The organism is Rhodococcus sp. 05-2254-2, from assembly GCF_002259095.1.
GTDB lineage: Bacteria > Actinomycetota > Actinomycetes > Mycobacteriales > Mycobacteriaceae > Rhodococcoides.
Genome location: NZ_NOZJ01000009.1, coordinates 23800 through 39636, shown reverse-complemented (window position 1 = coordinate 39636; position 15837 = coordinate 23800). Strand labels below are relative to the sequence as shown.

Annotated in this window: 10 protein-coding genes; 4 read left to right on the top strand and 6 right to left on the bottom strand. The window is 65.2% G+C overall.

Annotation, left to right across the window (positions count from 1 at the left end; all coding sequences use genetic code 11):
• Positions 1-7 precede the first annotated feature (7 nt).
• Positions 8-553, bottom strand: a complete 546-nt coding sequence (locus CH283_RS14800; RefSeq protein WP_094640081.1) for a DUF402 domain-containing protein — start codon at positions 551-553, stop codon at positions 8-10.
• Between the two features lie 78 nt (positions 554-631).
• Between CH283_RS14800 and uvrB the strand changes: the two genes are divergently transcribed.
• Both uvrB and CH283_RS14790 read left to right on the top strand, forming a co-directional pair.
• Positions 632-2794: an excinuclease ABC subunit UvrB gene (uvrB, locus tag CH283_RS14795; RefSeq protein WP_094640080.1), complete on the top strand. Its 2163-nt coding sequence runs from the start codon at positions 632-634 to the stop codon at positions 2792-2794.
• A 19-nt stretch (positions 2795-2813) separates the two neighbouring features.
• Positions 2814-3680, top strand: coding sequence for an SCO6745 family protein (locus tag CH283_RS14790; RefSeq protein WP_094640079.1), 867 nt, complete (start codon positions 2814-2816; stop codon positions 3678-3680).
• Between the two features lie 6 nt (positions 3681-3686).
• Here the strand turns inward: CH283_RS14790 and CH283_RS14785 are convergent, their stop codons facing one another.
• Entirely contained in the window at positions 3687-4544 is an 858-nt protein-coding gene (locus CH283_RS14785) for an ABC transporter permease (RefSeq protein WP_094640078.1), read from the bottom strand.
• Positions 4541-7396 carry an alpha/beta fold hydrolase gene (locus CH283_RS14780; protein WP_094640077.1) on the bottom strand — a complete coding sequence of 952 codons (2856 nt, stop codon included), beginning with the start codon at positions 7394-7396 and terminating at the stop codon, positions 4541-4543. The genes CH283_RS14785 and CH283_RS14780 overlap by 4 nt, the downstream gene beginning before the upstream one ends.
• A gap of 184 nt (positions 7397-7580) precedes the next feature.
• Between CH283_RS14780 and CH283_RS14775 the strand changes: the two genes are divergently transcribed.
• Positions 7581-8033: a universal stress protein gene (locus tag CH283_RS14775; RefSeq protein WP_068050983.1), complete on the top strand. Its 453-nt coding sequence runs from the start codon at positions 7581-7583 to the stop codon at positions 8031-8033.
• A gap of 70 nt (positions 8034-8103) precedes the next feature.
• On the opposite strand, the gene CH283_RS14770 is transcribed toward CH283_RS14775, so the two are convergent.
• The 3 genes from CH283_RS14770 to CH283_RS14760 all read right to left on the bottom strand — a co-directional run bounded on the left by CH283_RS14770 (position 8104) and on the right by CH283_RS14760 (position 12592).
• Complete coding sequence (locus CH283_RS14770) at positions 8104-10425, bottom strand: HelD family protein (protein ID WP_094640076.1); 2322 nt, start codon at positions 10423-10425, stop codon at positions 8104-8106.
• Positions 10426-10574: 149 nt separating this feature from the next.
• Complete coding sequence (locus CH283_RS14765) at positions 10575-11765, bottom strand: DoxX family protein (protein WP_068050978.1); 1191 nt, start codon at positions 11763-11765, stop codon at positions 10575-10577.
• Between the two features lie 137 nt (positions 11766-11902).
• Positions 11903-12592: an MBL fold metallo-hydrolase gene (locus CH283_RS14760; RefSeq protein ID WP_094640075.1), complete on the bottom strand. Its 690-nt coding sequence runs from the start codon at positions 12590-12592 to the stop codon at positions 11903-11905.
• Positions 12593-12852: 260 nt separating this feature from the next.
• Between CH283_RS14760 and uvrA the strand changes: the two genes are divergently transcribed.
• Complete coding sequence (gene uvrA, locus CH283_RS14755) at positions 12853-15783, top strand: excinuclease ABC subunit UvrA (protein WP_094640381.1); 2931 nt, start codon at positions 12853-12855, stop codon at positions 15781-15783.
• Positions 15784-15837: the final 54 nt, after the last annotated feature.

The window sequence follows — 15837 nt, the reverse complement described above, 5'->3', positions numbered from 1 at the left end:
GACCGAGTCAGGACGGCTTGCCGTTCCACTCGGTCGGCATTCCGAGGGATGCGAGCCACGCGTTCAGGTCGTAGTCGTGCCGCATCAGTCCTTCGATGGCCGTGATCGATCTGGCCAGCGCGAGCTCGGCCGTGGGGGTGTCGAGATGGCGCGCCACCCGAGCGTCGAACAGCTCGTCGACGTCGAGCAGGTCGTAATCGCGGCCGGTACGCACGCTGAGGTCGAGATAGTGGTCGACGGATGTCCATCGGGTGGCGCCGGCGGTGTACTCGCCGATGTCGACGTAGTAGTCCTGATCGCGGGCGTGCGCGGGCAGATAGTGGAACACCGAGGCCCGTAGCCCCAGAGCGGGCAGCAACCAGGACTCCAGGTAGTCGAAGTGGGCGTGATCGGACGGGCGGGCCATGTACAGCCCCCACGGCTCGACGCGGTATTCGTCGACGACACGGACGAACCCCTTGGGATCCACGTTCGTCTTGGCGACGAGGTCGAACGTCTCGTGCTTGGGGGCATGAACGACGGTGTGCGCACCGGCTGACGTGTGAGCGACCATGCCTGTAGAAGCTACCGGGAACCGACGTCCGGGGTCTGCCCGACGGAACTTGTCGGTGGTCGCGTCTACGCTTGTGAAATGGCGTTTGCATCCGAACATCCCGTTGTCGCGCACTCCGAGCACCGTCCGGTAGGCGCAATCGAGCGCACCGGACCGGCGTTCGAGGTCGTCAGCGAACACACGCCGGCAGGCGATCAGCCGACCGCCATCGCCGAGCTGGAACGGCGGATCAAGGCGGACGAGAAGGACGTCGTACTGCTCGGTGCCACCGGTACCGGTAAGTCGGCCACCACTGCCTGGCTCATCGAGAAGCTGCAGCGCCCCACTTTGGTGATGGCACCGAACAAGACCTTGGCGGCGCAGTTGGCGAACGAACTGCGAGACATGTTGCCCAACAACGCAGTCGAATACTTCGTCTCGTACTACGACTACTACCAGCCCGAGGCGTACATCGCGCAGACCGACACCTACATCGAGAAGGACTCGTCGATCAACGACGATGTCGAGCGGCTGCGGCACTCGGCGACGGCATCTCTGCTCTCGCGCCGCGATGTGGTCGTGGTGGCGTCGGTGTCGTGCATCTACGGTCTCGGTACCCCGCAGTCCTACGTCGATCGGTCGATCGAACTCGAGGTAAACGTCGAAGTGCAGCGTGACGCGCTGCTCCGGTTGCTCGTGGACGTGCAGTACACCCGCAACGACATGGCCTTCACCCGCGGATCGTTCAGAGTTCGTGGTGACACGGTCGAGATCATTCCGTCCTACGAGGAACTGGCGATTCGCATCGAGTTCTTCGGCGACGAGATCGAAGCGCTGTACTACCTCCATCCGCTGACCGGCGACATCGTTCGGCAGGTCGATTCGGTGCGCATCTTCCCGGCCACGCACTACGTTGCCGGGCCGGAGCGGATGGAACGGGCCGTCAAGGACATCGAAGCCGAACTCGAAGGTCGGCTCGCGGAGCTGGAGGGCAAGGGAAAGCTGCTCGAGGCTCAGCGGCTGCGGATGCGGACGCAATACGACCTGGAGATGATCAAGCAGGTCGGGTTCTGCTCGGGTATCGAGAACTACTCGCGGCACATCGACGGACGCGGTGCAGGTACCGCGCCTGCCACGTTGATCGATTACTTTCCCGAGGACTTTCTGCTCGTCATCGACGAGTCTCACGTGACGGTTCCGCAGATCGGGGCGATGTACGAGGGCGACATGTCCCGCAAGCGCAACCTCGTCGACTTCGGGTTCCGCCTGCCGTCCGCGACCGACAATCGGCCGTTGACGTGGGAGGAGTTCACTCAGCGGATCGGTCAGACGGTCTACCTCTCGGCAACTCCGGGAAAGTACGAGCTGGGCCAGACCGGGGGAGAGTTCGTCGAGCAGGTGATCCGTCCGACCGGACTCGTCGATCCCAAGGTCGTCATCAAACCGACCAAGGGCCAGATCGACGACCTGGTCCATCAGATTCGAGAACGCGCGGAGAAGGACGAGCGTGTGCTGGTGACCACGCTGACCAAGAAGATGTCGGAGGATCTGACCGACTACCTGCTCGAACTGGGCATTCGTGTCCGCTACCTGCACTCCGACATCGATACGCTGCGCCGCGTCGAACTGCTCCGGCAGCTCCGACTCGGCGAGTACGACGTGCTGGTCGGCATCAACCTGCTCCGTGAGGGTCTCGACCTGCCCGAGGTCTCGCTGGTGGCGATTCTCGACGCCGACAAGGAAGGCTTCCTCCGGAGCGGCACCAGCCTCATCCAGACCATCGGCCGTGCCGCCCGAAACGTCTCCGGCGAGGTCCACATGTACGCCGACAAGATGACCGACTCCATGACCTACGCGATCGAGGAAACCGAGCGTCGGCGTGAGAAGCAGATCGCGTACAACAAGGAACGAGGCGTCGACCCTCAGCCGCTGCGCAAGAAGATCGCCGACATCCTCGACCAGGTGTACCAGGAAGCCGAGGACACCGAGTCGGTCGTCGAAGTCGGGGGATCCGGGCGCAACTCCAGCCGGGGTCGGCGAGCGCAGGGCGAGGCGGGCCGGTCGGTCAGCACCGGGGTGTACGAGGGCCAGGACGTCTCGTCGATGCCCCGCGCCGAACTGGCCGATCTGATCAAGAACATGACCGATCAGATGATGAACGCGGCACGCGAGCTCAAGTTCGAGCTCGCCGGCCGACTGCGCGACGAGATCCAGGATCTGAAGAAGGAGCTGCGCGGGATGGATGCGGCAGGCCTCAAATAGGTTCGGTTACGGTTCAACGATGGACGCAACCACCGCCGGCCGCACCTCTCGCGCGCTCGAGCTCATTCACTCGATGACCTATTTCCTTCCGGAGACGCAGGACGCTCTCGTCGCCGCAGGGTTGCCGCCGCGGGCCTGCTATTTCGCGGGCCGGGCAGCGCCTCTGGGGCGGGTCGGTGCAGGTGTCGTCACCGCTACGTTCTACAACTTCAATCGTGAACTGATCGCGCCGCTCATTCCGGCCGCCTGGGATATCGCGTCGCCCGACGAGATCATGGCAATCCGGTACGACACGCTCGATGCCGCCTTCGCCCGACTGCTCGGGCCCGAGGTCCTGACGTCCGCGGACATGGCCGAGGCCGCAGACCTGGCATCGATCGCAGCCCGTGGCATTCCCGGTGACGACGGCCGACCCCTGTACGCCGCGTATGCCGAGCTCGACTGGCCGACAGCTCCGCATCTCGTGCTGTGGCACGCCCTGACTCTGATCCGCGAATACCGCGGCGACGGTCACCTCGCGGCGCTGCAGACGGCGGGACTGAGCGGTCTCGAAGCACTCATCACCCATACCGCCACCGGCTACGGCTTCGAGAAGGAGTTCGCCCGCAAGCGTCGCGGATGGTCGACCGAGCAGTGGGACGGGGCGGTCGCGTCTCTGGCCGACCGTGAGCTGCTCTCGTCCGACGGTGCGCTGACCCAGGACGGGAAAGATCTCCGTACGTTGGTCGAGGACATCACCAACGACCTCGCAGTTGCACCGTGGGCCGCCCTCGGCGAGGACGGTGCCGCTCGGCTGGTTTCGCTCGCGACGCCGTGGCGCGAGACGATCGTCGGTGCGGGCGTCATTCCCGAGGGTGTCTTCGGGCCCGCAATCAAGAAGAAGTAGGCCGCCTCAGCTGGTGATATCCTTGGTGCCGAAACGTCGCCACGCGATCAACCCGAACACGGCTGCGTACGTGACGGCCGAGAACGAACCGACCACCATGTCGTTCCAGTCGATGCTCGTGCCGAATGCATCGATCCACGAATTGGCGTAGTGCCCGGGCAGGTAGTTGCGGAGTGATCCCAGTGCCGTGATCTGGTCGAGAATCTGCATCAGAATCGACGTCATCACCGCACCGCCGACGGCCCCGAGAGGGGCGTCGGTGAGCACGGACAGCAGCATGGCCAGGCCCGCGACCCACAGCAGGTTGATGCCGATGTACGCGACCGCGATCAGTAGCCGAACCAGTGAGGTGCCGTAGGGCAGCCCCTCGCCCAGCGGGGTGATCAACGATTCCGCGCCGTACATCACGGTGCCGATCAGCAGGGACACCCCGACGAGCACCAGGATCGCAACACTGGACAGCGTCGCCGACACCAGTGCCTTCTGCGTCAGCAGTCGACTCCTGGGCACGGGAATGGCCAGCAGGTACCGCAGGCTCGACCACGAGGCTTCGCTTGCCACCGAGTCGCCGAAGAACAGGGCCACCACCACGATCAGCAGAAAGCCCACGGACATGAACAGAGCGAAGACCGTGAAGTTCATGCCACCGCGGGTGCCGAGCTCGATGAGCCCATCGGCATCCGAGTCCGCACTCGAGCTGCCGACGGTGAAGGCGATGGCGAGAATTACCGGCAGCAGCGCCAGGAAGCCGATCGCCAGCTGAGTGCGTCGACGTCCCAGTTGCCTGCGTAGCTCGGTACGGAACGGCAAGGTGCTACCGCCGGTGTATCCGGCAGCGCGCCCGTCTGCGTGTGTGGTGCTCATGAACGATCCTTGCTGGTGGAAGACCCTGGGGTGTCTCGGTGGACGAGGTCGAGGAACACGTCTTCGAGGCGCGTCGATTGCGAGAATCCGCGCACCGAGATCCCCGCGGTGACGAGCTCTCGGATCACGACGGCGGCATCGGCGTCGGTCAGGTCGACGGTCACCGTGCCGTCGTCGACGATCACTGCGCCCTCGTGGCCGGAGGTACCGAGCACCGACTGCGCGCGGGTGGCGTCGTCGACCCTGATCTCCGTTTGTCCGCCTGCCGCGGTCAGTTCGCGCACAGTGCCGGAACTGATCACCGATCCGCAATTCATGACGACCACGTGGGTGCAGGTCTGCTCCACTTCGGCGAGGAGATGGCTCGACACCAACACGGTTCGTCCGGTTTTCGCGTAGTTGATCAGCACGTCGCGCATCGTCCTGATCTGCGGTGGGTCGAGTCCGTTGGTCGGCTCGTCCAGGACCATCAGATCCGGCAACCCCAGCATCGCCTGGGCGATGGCGAGCCTCTGCCGCATGCCTTGGCTGTACGACTTGACCTTGCGTTCGATCGCGGTGCCGAGGTCTGCGATCTCGAGGGCTTCCTCGACATGGGCGTCCTCGATCGGGCGACCGGTCGCTTCCCAGTACAGCCGCAGATTCTGTGTTCCGGTCAGGTGCGGCAGGAACCCCGACCCCTCGACGAAGGAGCCCAACCTGGACAGCACCGGTGCGCCTGGCGTCACCTTGTGGCCGAAGACCCTGATGTCACCACCGGTGGGAGTGATCAGGCCCATCAACATGCGCAGGGTGGTGGTCTTGCCTGCACCGTTCGGCCCGAGCAGACCCAGAACCTGGCCCTGCTTCACCTCGAAGCTGACGCCGTCGACTGCGCGAAAGCCGTTGGAGTACGTCTTGGCCAGATCGGTGATCACCAGAGGAGTGTCGGTCAGACTCTCGTCCACTTCGGCGACCGCGCGGCGTCTGGTCCAAACGACCCCGGTCACGATCGCACCGGCGACCGCGAGCAGGACGATCCCGATGCCTATCAGTGGTGCCACCGGAACGGTGCTGTTGGCGCTCGCTTCCGCGGGGACGGTGGGCAACGCGATGGTGTTGTCGGTCATGGCCACGCTGAACTGTGCGGGTTCGAGCGGCACGGCGTACGCCTGATCGGTGGTGGAGATGCTCAGTTCGAGGCGATGACCCTGCTGGACGAGGTAGCTGATGCCCGGCAGGGCAACGGTGACATCGACGGGATCGATGCCCTCGGTGTCGGGCAGGCGGATCGCCGAGACAGCCCCGCCCGGAAGCGTTCTCGTGCCGTTCGGCGCAACGTCGTAGAGCTTCGCGAACAGGACCGCTTGACCCGGCGAGGCCAACGACGCCACCCGCAGATTCACCCGCGGCACACCGGTGACCGTCACGGACGAATCGACGGGTTCGCTGGTGAACGTTGCAGACTGGCCCGGCAGGTCCGCGGTCAGGGCTGCTCCGGCCCCGGTCGATCCCAGGGTCGAGAGCACCGAGCCCAAACCGGGTATCGACGAGATCGCCGACGGCGACGCTCCGGGCGGACGGATGATCGACTGGTTCTCCGCAGCGGGAGTGAACGTCAGCGATCGAGTCTCGGTGGGGTCGGAGTCGGGGATGAGCCCCGGGTAGTCGGGAGCCGTCATTCGGCGGTTGCGGTCGCCACCGCGCTCGTCGGCTGCCCGCTGAGTGGAGTAGACGAACGGCTGGCTATCTGCAGCAGCATCGCTCTCACGCAAGGTCGTGTCGAAGAAGTCGGCGATGGCCTGATCGCTCGTGCCGTCCGTCCCACCTGCGTCGTGACCGCCGTCGAACCATCGCACGGTGACGTTCCCACCGGCCGCCGCGATCTGACGAGCCGTCGCGTCGGCCTGATCCAGACCGAACAGCGTGTCCTGGCTACCCTGAACCAGCAGGGTCGGCGCGGTGATGTTCGACGCCACCGCGACCGGCGAGTGGGCCGTGAGCAGATCGAGGAGCTGTTGGCTGGGTATTCCGGTCACTGCGGACTGGGCGTAGGCGTCGCAGAACTCGGGTGCGAACCGTCCGCAGGCGGATGTCTCCTCGGCGGTGCCCGCTTGGGTGCCGTCGGTGCCGTTTCCGTCGCCGGCCGGTGCTGCACCGGACGCGCCCACTCCGAAGAACACTCCCGCCCAGCCGCGCTTGAGGACGCCGGGTCCGCCGTATTCGGCAGCTGCGGGGGTGGCGGTGTCGCCGAGGGCCTCTCGGCCCTCGGCGGAGGTGACGCCGTAGTTGGGGAACAGCGCCTGACCCAGGTCGTTCCAGGTGATCGCTGCGGCTATCGAATCGATCCGGGGGTCGGTGCCGCCTGCGCTCAGAGCCAGTGCGCCGCCGTACGATCCGCCGGCGACACCCACGTGCGGGTCACCGGGGGCGTCGAGTTCCACCTCCGGTTGTTCGGCGAGCCAGTCGATGAGTTCGCGTGCGTCGGCGACCTCGCGGTCGGGGTCGTTGAGAGAGATCGATCCCGTGCTGTCGCCGAACCCGCGTGCACTGTAGGCGAGCACGGTGTACCCGCGGGCTGCGAGGTCACGTGCCTCGCCGTCGACCGAGTCCTTGCTGCCGCCGAAGCCGTGGGCGAGCAGCACCGTCGGAGCGGGGGTGACGGCGGGGACGTACAGACGAGCGTCGATGTCGACGGTGCCCGTCGATCCGGGGCTGTCCGGTAGCGTGATGCGCGCATCACGCGTGGATGTGTCGGCGCTCGAATCCTGGGGGAGGAGTACGAATGCGAGGGCGGCTACAGCCAGAACCGCAATCACGGCGGCACCGACAGTCATGGCCCGTCTCGACAGTGGCGGGCGGGGAATCGGCATGGAAACCAATGTATGTGAGTGGCGCGGATCGTGTTGTTCCCCAAGTTCACGTGCCGATCGGCCGGTTCCGGCTAATGTCAGCGAATCAGTCCCCGGACCACGTTTTTCGGTCCTGTGACTTGCACCAATCGAGTTCGAGCAGAAGTGTCACATCTGTGTGTGTGACCGACAAATGGAGGAATGAATGAGCGCCTACCGCACCGTCGTCGTCGGGACCGATGGCTCCGAATCGTCACTGCGGGCAGTGGAGAAGGCCGCGGCGTTGGCGGGAGACGCCGCTGCCACCCTGGTGATCGCTTGTGCGTACTACCCGGCCGATCCGAAGGACACGTCCGCTGCCGCCGACGCATTGCGCGAGGACGCCTACCAGATCACCGGATCGGCACCGACGCGTGAGATTCTGCGCACGGCGCGCGAGCACGCCACCAAGGCCGGTGCGAAGAACATCGAGGAGAAGGCGATCGTCGGTGCTCCCGTCGAGTCGCTGCTGGCACTCGTGGACGAGGTCAAGGGTGACCTGCTCGTCGTCGGCAACCGCGGCCTGAACTCGTTGACGGGCCGTCTGTTGGGTTCGGTTCCGTCGGACGCCGCTCGCAAGTCCACCTGCGACGTTCTGATCGTGCACACCGTCCGTTGAGTGCACGCTGCACACACCACCGGCCCGCTCTGTCGAATCGACGGAGCGGGCCGGTGGTGTATGCGGTTCTCTAGGCTTCCGGCTCGAACGGCTGCAGCGCCGAGAGCTCACCCGGTAGTGCGTCCGCGTGCACGACGCCGAGTCGCTGAGTCGCTCGGGTGAGCGCCACGTACAGGTCGTTCATACCCTTGACCGAATCCGCCACGATGGCACCGGGTTCGACGATCAGCACCGAGTCGAATTCCAGTCCCTTGGCGTCCTTGACCGTCGATACGGTGACCAGTTCCGATGCCAGATGGCGGAATCGGTCGACGTGGCCTGCGGGAACCAGCACGGCACTCAGGCCTGGGCGAGGGTGCTCGGCCACTCGCTTCTCGACCGCGGTGATCAGATCGTCCGGTGCCACTCGTTGGGCCCACGGTCGTACCCCGGTGCTGCGGATGGACCGCGGCTCGGACTGCTGGGGGTCGATGGCAGCCAACACGTCGTGTGCCACCGTCATGATCTCCGACGGTGTTCGATAGTTCACCGTCAGTTCGGTTCGCTTCCAGCGCTTGGCCACATACGGTTCCAGAACCGAACCCCACGACGAGGTACCGGCGGGATCACCGGTCTGCGCCGTATCGCCCACCAGTGTCATCCACCGATTCGGTATGCGCCGCATGACCATTCGCCACGCCATCGCAGAGAGTTCCTGCGCTTCGTCGACGATCACGTGCCCGTAGGTCCACGTTCGGTCACCGGCGGCCCGTTCGGCCGTCGTGAGTCGTTGGCCCGAATTCTGCCGTCGCGCAAGCTGATCGGCGTCGATGAGGTCGTAGGCCATCAGGATCTCCGGGTCGAGTTCGTCCTCGAGGTCCTGAGGTGCCGAACCGGTCAGGATGTCCAGGGCACCCTGGGCGTCGGCGATCTGGCCGCGCCACTGACGTTGTGCCTGTTCACGTTCGGCCGCGTCGTCGACGCCGAGTAGCTCGGCGAGTTCGTCGAGCAGGGGAGCGTCGGCCGACGAGAACCCGTGGCCTCTGCGGACGAGGGCTTCGCGCTCCATCTCGTCCAGTGCAGGCGCGGCCGAGGCGATTTTCTCGGGCGAGGCGAACAGGTCGCGGAGAACCTGCTGGGGAGACAGATCCGGCCACAGTTCGTCGACGGCGGCCATGACGTCCCGGTCCTCGCGCATCTCGTCGCGCATGTCCGCGATGTCGTCGGCGCTGAGCAGGCTGGACCCGTCGACGAGGTTCTGTCCGAGTTTCGCTGCCAATTGGTTGGCCAACTGGTCGATGACCGAGGACACGAACAGCGGACGAGCCAGGTTGTGCGGTCGCCGGGACGAGCGGGCACGGCCGCGAGCCCTGGTGACGATCTTGCGATCGAGCGTGATGTCGTAGGTGTCGAACTTCAGCCGACGGGGCTGCGCGGGAACTTCCTGACGGTCGCGTACCGCTTGGGTCAGCACCTCCACCATCGACAGCCTGCCCTTGACCTCGGTCGCCACGGCCGAGTCCTCGCGTTGCGCGCGGACTCCCGGGTAGAGGTCGCCGATCGTGGACAGCAGCACGCCTGTCTCGCCGAGTGACGGCAGTACCTGACCGATGTAATCGAGGAACGTGGCGTTGGGTCCGATGATCAGCACGCCGCTCTTACCGAGCTGCTGACGGTAGGTGTAGAGCAGATAGGCGGCGCGGTGCAGCGCGACGGCAGTCTTGCCGGTGCCCGGTCCGCCCTGAACCACCAACACACTGCGATGCTGCGATCGGATGATCGCGTCCTGCTCGCTCTGGATCGTCTCGACGATGTCGTTCATCTGACCGGTACGTGCGGCATCGAGCGCCGAAAGCAGCGCGCCTTCGCTCGCGACGCCGCCTGCCACGGCGGCATCGTTCGACGATCGGGCGGAGTTCAGGTCGAGGAATTCGTCGGCGATCGATGTCACTCGCCGGCCGCGGGTACGAATGTGTCTGCGACGCAACACGTTTTCGGGTGCGGCGGGCGTCGCCAGGTAGAACGGCCGGGCCATCGGTGCTCGCCAGTCGAGCAGCAGTGTCTCGTAGTCGTTCTTGTCGTCGAGAATCCCGACGCGGCCGATGTATCGCTCGGGCCGGTCGTCGACCTTGGGGTCGAGGGTCTCGGGATCGAGGTCGATGCGCCCGAAGCACAGTCCGTTCTCGGCGGCGTCGTACTTGGCGATGTCCTCGGTGTACATCTGATTGAACGATTCCCGTTCGCTGCGGGCCTGCGGGGTGCCGCCGGTCTCCAACAGCACTGCGCGCAGTCGGTTCGCGGCATACTCGCGTAACGCGTCGAGCTGCGTGTACAGCCGCGTCAGATGCGCCTGCTCGAAGTCTTCTTCGAGCGGCACCACGGAGTCGCTCGATGTGTGGCCGTCGTCCGGCAAAGGGTCTCCTCGGGAGTTCGGCCGAGGCGAAGATATCGCCTCGAAATCAGCCAGAGCAGTCTACGCCGCACAACGGCCCTGCCGCAGAACCGCTGGTTCCGGGGCAGGGCCGTCTACGCGAACGTCGCTGTGTGGCTGTCTGCGAAAAATTACTTCGCGTACTGCTGCAGCTTCTTGTCCAAGTTCTTCTGAGCCTTGGCAACTCGCTTCTCGAGCTTGGCGCGAGCCTGCTCGGTCACCTTCTCGAGTTCCTTGCTCTGCTTCTCGGCGCGCTTGCGAGCGCGCTTGCTGAGCGTGTCGACGCGATCGGACGCCAGATCGGCCCACGTGACTCCGCGCTTCTGCGCCTCGTCGGCGAGGACGGAACCCTTCTCGGCCGCCAGATCGGCGAGCTTGGACGCGCGCTTCTGCGCGACATCGGCCAATTCGCCGCGACGATCAGCAGCGACGTCGACGAGCTTGGAGCCACGCTTCTGTGCGAGCTCCGCCAGGTCGGTCCCGCGATGGGCTGCCTTGTCGGCGAGCTTGGAGCCGCGCTTCTGTGCCTCGTCGGCCAAGTCGCTACCGCGGTCGGCGGCCAGTTCGGCGAGCTTGGATCCACGCTTCTGTGCTTCCTCGGCGAGCACCGAACCCTTGTCGGCGGCCACGTGAGCCCAGCGGTTCAGTGCCGGCTGAGCTACGTCGGCCAGCTCCGAGCCCTTCTCGGTGGCGATATCGGCGAGCTTGGCCAACTTGGGCTGGGCGGCATCGGCGAACTTGGCCAGCTTCGGCTGTGCAGCCTCGGCCAGATCGGCGCTGCGGCTCGCGGCGACGGCTGCGATTTCCTTGACGCGCTCACCGGTCTCATGGGTGGAGTGACCCGGCAGTGCCGAGACGACGGTCTCCTGCGCGCGGCGTGCTGCCCGCTTGCTACGCCATGCGACGGACGGCTTGCCCTCGGTGTCGACGGCTGCGATGAGCAGTCCGCCGAGCAGGCTCAGGTTCTTGAAGAAGTGGATTCGCTGCGCAGCCTTGGTCTCCGGGTCGGTCTCGTTCCAGAAGGCGTGTCCGGCGAGCGTCGTCGGTACGAGACTTCCGGCGAGAGCCAGCGAGGCGATGCGCGGTGCCTTGCCGGTGGCCAGCAGAATGCCACCCGCGACCTGGATTCCACCGTTGATACGGACCAGCGTCTCCGGGTCGTTCGGCACGTTCGCGGTGACCTCGTTGGGGAGGACGTCCTTGCCCTGCTCGATCAACGGGGTGGCGGCCTGGGCCTTGCCGGTGGGATTACGGAGTGCGTCGACGCCCCCTGCGATGAAAATCGTAGACATCAGCGGACGGGCGATACGGCGGACCAGCATTGACAGCCTCCTGCGTAGTTTCTCGTGTCATCGGCGGTGGAACCATGGACGGCACGGCGGTCCGAAAACCTACCCCTGTGCGTCCTTTTGTCACACTATTCATACCCCGTGGTTCGCGGTCTCAAGCACGCCGATCGTTACCAACCCCTGGCGCGCCACTCGTCCAGGTGAGGGCGCTCGGCACCGAGCGTCGTGTCCTTACCGTGCCCCGGGTAGACAACGGTCTCGTCGTCGAAGCGGTCGAACAGTTTCGCTGTCACGTCGTCGAGCAGACGGGTGAAATCCTCGGGGCTGTCCGTCTTGCCGACGCCACCGGGAAAGAGGGAATCTCCGGTGAAGAGGTGGGTGCGCGCGCCCTCGGCATCGGTCAGTGCGAGTGCGATGGAGCCGGGAGTGTGTCCGGTCAGGTGCACCACATCGAACGTGAGCTCTCCCACCGACACGGTGTCCCGATCGGCGAGCAGGCGGTCGGGAGCCACAGGCAGGGGACCTGCATCGAGTTCGTGGGCTGCGGTCGGCGAGTCCGTACCGCCGGCGATGTCTGCCAGCGCCTGCCAGTGGTCGGCGTGCTGATGAGTCGTCACGATGAGTGAGAGCGTCGGCGCGTTCCTGTCGATGAGCGACGAGATGCGGTCGGCCTCGTTTGCAGCGTCGATCAGCACCGAGTGGCCTGTTGCGGAACAGACGACAAGGTAGGTGTTGTTGTCCATGGGGCCGACCGACATCTTCGTGATCGTCGCTCCGGGAATCGTTCGCCGCTGCGGCTGCGAGCCCTGAGAGACGACGCCGGTGTAGTTGTCATCGATGACCATGAGGTGCTCGTCCATTTCCAGGACGCTACCGTCGTCGACGGCATGATGGGCGTCGGGGTCGCGCAGCTGGAAAAGTGTGTCGGTGCCTGGATCTACCATTGCTACTGCGTGAGGTTCGTCCCTCACCACAACAGGTTTTCGACGTGGGGTCCACGGTTACACGACGTGTGACCGGTGCGTCGGCATCACACGTCATCACGCGACTCGAAGGTCGTGCAGTGCTGCGCCCCGCAGCAACTCGGCTGGACGTGCTCGTTCGGAAAGAAGGGAACACAGTGGCGGATCGCCTGATAGTGCGAGGTGCACGGGAGCACAATCTGCGGGGAGTCGACATCGACCTGCCGCGGGATGCGCTGATCGTGTTCACGGGTCTGTCCGGATCGGGCAAATCCTCACTCGCCTTCGACACGATCTTCGCCGAAGGGCAGCGTCGCTACGTGGAGTCGCTGTCCGCATACGCGCGGCAGTTCCTCGGTCAGATGGACAAGCCGGACGTCGATTTCATCGAGGGCCTCTCGCCAGCGGTCTCCATCGATCAGAAATCGACCAACCGCAACCCGCGATCGACCGTGGGCACCATCACCGAGGTCTACGACTACCTCCGGCTGTTGTACGCGCGTGCAGGAACGGCTCACTGCCCGGTGTGCGGCGAGCAGATCGCCAAGCAGACTCCGCAGCAGATCGTCGATCAGGTGCTGGACATGGAGGAGGGCCTGAAGTTCCAGGTTCTCGCCCCGGTGGTTCGTACCCGCAAGGGTGAGTTCGTCGACCTGTTCGACTCGTTGAACACGCAGGGCTACTCGCGTGTTCGCGTGGACGGCGTCGTACATCAGCTCACGAGCCCACCGGTGCTCAAGAAGCAGGAGAAGCACGACATCGAGGTCGTCGTCGACCGCCTCACCGTCAAGTCGAGCTCGAAGCAGCGTCTGACCGACTCGGTGGAAACCGCCCTTCGGCTGGCCGACGGCATCGTGGTGCTCGACTTCGTCGACCGTGACGAGAATGCGTCGGACCGTGAGCGCCGGTTCTCCGAGAAGCTCGCCTGCCCCAACGGACACCCGTTGTCCATCGACGATCTCGAACCGCGGTCGTTCTCCTTCAACTCGCCGTACGGTGCGTGCCCGGACTGCGTCGGACTCGGCGTGCGCAAGGAGGTCGATCCGGAGCTGGTCGTTCCCGACGGCGATCTCAGCCTCGCCGACGGTGCCATCGCACCGTGGTCGATGGGCCAGACGTCGGAGTACTTCGGCCGCCTGCTCTCCGGGCTCGCCGACGCCATGGGATTCGACCTGAACGCGCCGTGGAACAAGTTGCCCGCCAAGGTCAAGCGCGCAGTCCTCGAGGGCAGCGATCACCAGGTGCACGTGAAGTACAAGAACCGCTACGGCCGCACGCGGTCGTACTACGCCGAGTTCGAGGGTGTGATGCCGTTCCTGCACCGCCGGTTGGAGCAGACCGAGTCCGAGCAGATGAAGGAACGCTACGACGGCTACATGCGCGACGTGCCGTGTCCCACCTGCAACGGGGCGCGGCTGCGGCCGGAGATCCTGTCGGTGACGATCGCGGCGGGCGACTTCGGCCCTAAGTCGATCGCCGAGGTGTGCGAATTGTCGATCGCCGACACCGCGAATTTCCTGAACAGCCTCACCCTCGGTCGCCGCGAGGAAGCAATCGCCGGGCAGGTCCTCAAGGAGGTGCAGGCTCGCCTCGGCTTCCTGCTGGACGTCGGTCTCGAATACCTGTCACTGGCCAGGACCGCCGGCTCGCTGTCCGGCGGCGAAGCGCAGCGCATCCGCCTCGCCACCCAGATCGGATCGGGACTCGTCGGTGTTCTGTACGTCCTCGACGAGCCGTCGATCGGACTGCATCAGCGCGACAACCGTCGGCTCATCGACACGTTGACGCGATTGCGCGACCTCGGAAACACCCTCATCGTCGTCGAGCACGACGAGGACACCATCCGTACTTCCGACTGGATCGTCGACATCGGTCCGTTGGCGGGTGAGCACGGCGGACGCGTCGTGCACAGCGGTTCGTACGAGGACCTGCTGACCAACGAGGAATCGCTGACCGGTGCGTATCTGTCCGGACGGATGGAGATTCCGCTGCCCGACACCCGTCGTGTCGTGGACAAGAAGCGTCAGGTCACCGTGGTCGGTGCCCGCGAGCACAATCTGCGTGGCATCGACGTCAGCTTCCCGCTCGGTGTGCTGACCTCGGTCACCGGGGTGTCGGGTTCGGGCAAGTCCACACTCGTCAACGACATTCTCGCGACGGTGATGGCCAACAAGCTCAACGGTGCCCGCCAGGTTCCCGGTCGGCACACGCGCATCAACGGCCTCGATCAGCTCGACAAGCTGGTGCGGGTGGATCAGTCGCCGATCGGACGCACGCCGCGCTCGAACGCGGCCACGTACACCGGTGTGTTCGACAAGATTCGCACGCTGTTCGCGGCGACCACCGAGGCCAAGGTGCGCGGCTATCAGCCCGGTCGATTCTCGTTCAACGTCAAGGGCGGCCGGTGCGAGGCATGCTCGGGAGACGGCACACTCAAGATCGAGATGAACTTCCTGCCGGACGTCTACGTTCCGTGCGAGGTCTGTGAGGGTGCGCGATACAACCGCGAGACACTCGAAGTCCATTACAAGGGCAAGACCATCGCCGAGGTCCTGGACATGCCGATCGAGGAGGCTGCCGATTTCTTCGAGGCCATCACCTCGATCCACCGCTACCTCAAGACACTCGTCGAGGTCGGTCTCGGGTACGTACGACTCGGCCAACCGGCAACGACGTTGTCCGGCGGCGAGGCGCAACGCGTCAAGCTGGCAGCGGAACTGCAGAAGCGGTCCACCGGTCGCACGGTCTACATTCTCGACGAACCGACCACCGGCTTGCACTTCGAGGACATTCGCAAGCTGCTCGGCGTCGTGAACGGCTTGGTGGACAAGGGCAACACGGTGATCGTGATCGAGCACAATCTCGACGTCATCAAGGTCTCGGACTGGGTCATCGACATGGGCCCCGAAGGTGGCTCGGGCGGCGGAACGGTTGTGGCGCAGGGTGATCCGGAGGCAGTGGCGGCGGTCTCGGAAAGCTACACCGGCAAGTTCCTGCAAGAGGCGCTCACCCGCGAGTCGGTCGTCGCCCCGCCGGTGAAGGCGGCTGCAAAGAAGCGTAGGCCTCGCAAGGTCGCCGCCGTCCGATAAGCGCTGCAGTCGGCTGAAGCCGTCCGATTCGGACCCCGTGAACGACGAAGCCGC

Bases quoted from the DNA above. Each gene is read 5' to 3' on its own strand.
- CH283_RS14790 (WP_094640079.1), top strand. From the start codon at position 2,814: ATGGACGCAACCACCGCCGGCCGCACCTCTCGCGCGCTCGAGCTCATT.
- CH283_RS14760 (WP_094640075.1), bottom strand. From the start codon at position 12,592: ATGGACGAGCACCTCATGGTCATCGATGACAACTACACCGGCGTCGTC.
- CH283_RS14800 (WP_094640081.1), bottom strand. From the start codon at position 553: ATGGTCGCTCACACGTCAGCCGGTGCGCACACCGTCGTTCATGCCCCC.
- uvrB (WP_094640080.1), top strand. From the start codon at position 632: ATGGCGTTTGCATCCGAACATCCCGTTGTCGCGCACTCCGAGCACCGT.
- CH283_RS14775 (WP_068050983.1), top strand. From the start codon at position 7,581: ATGAGCGCCTACCGCACCGTCGTCGTCGGGACCGATGGCTCCGAATCG.
- CH283_RS14765 (WP_068050978.1), bottom strand. From the start codon at position 11,765: ATGCTGGTCCGCCGTATCGCCCGTCCGCTGATGTCTACGATTTTCATC.
- CH283_RS14780 (WP_094640077.1), bottom strand. From the start codon at position 7,396: ATGCCGATTCCCCGCCCGCCACTGTCGAGACGGGCCATGACTGTCGGT.
- CH283_RS14785 (WP_094640078.1), bottom strand. From the start codon at position 4,544: ATGAGCACCACACACGCAGACGGGCGCGCTGCCGGATACACCGGCGGT.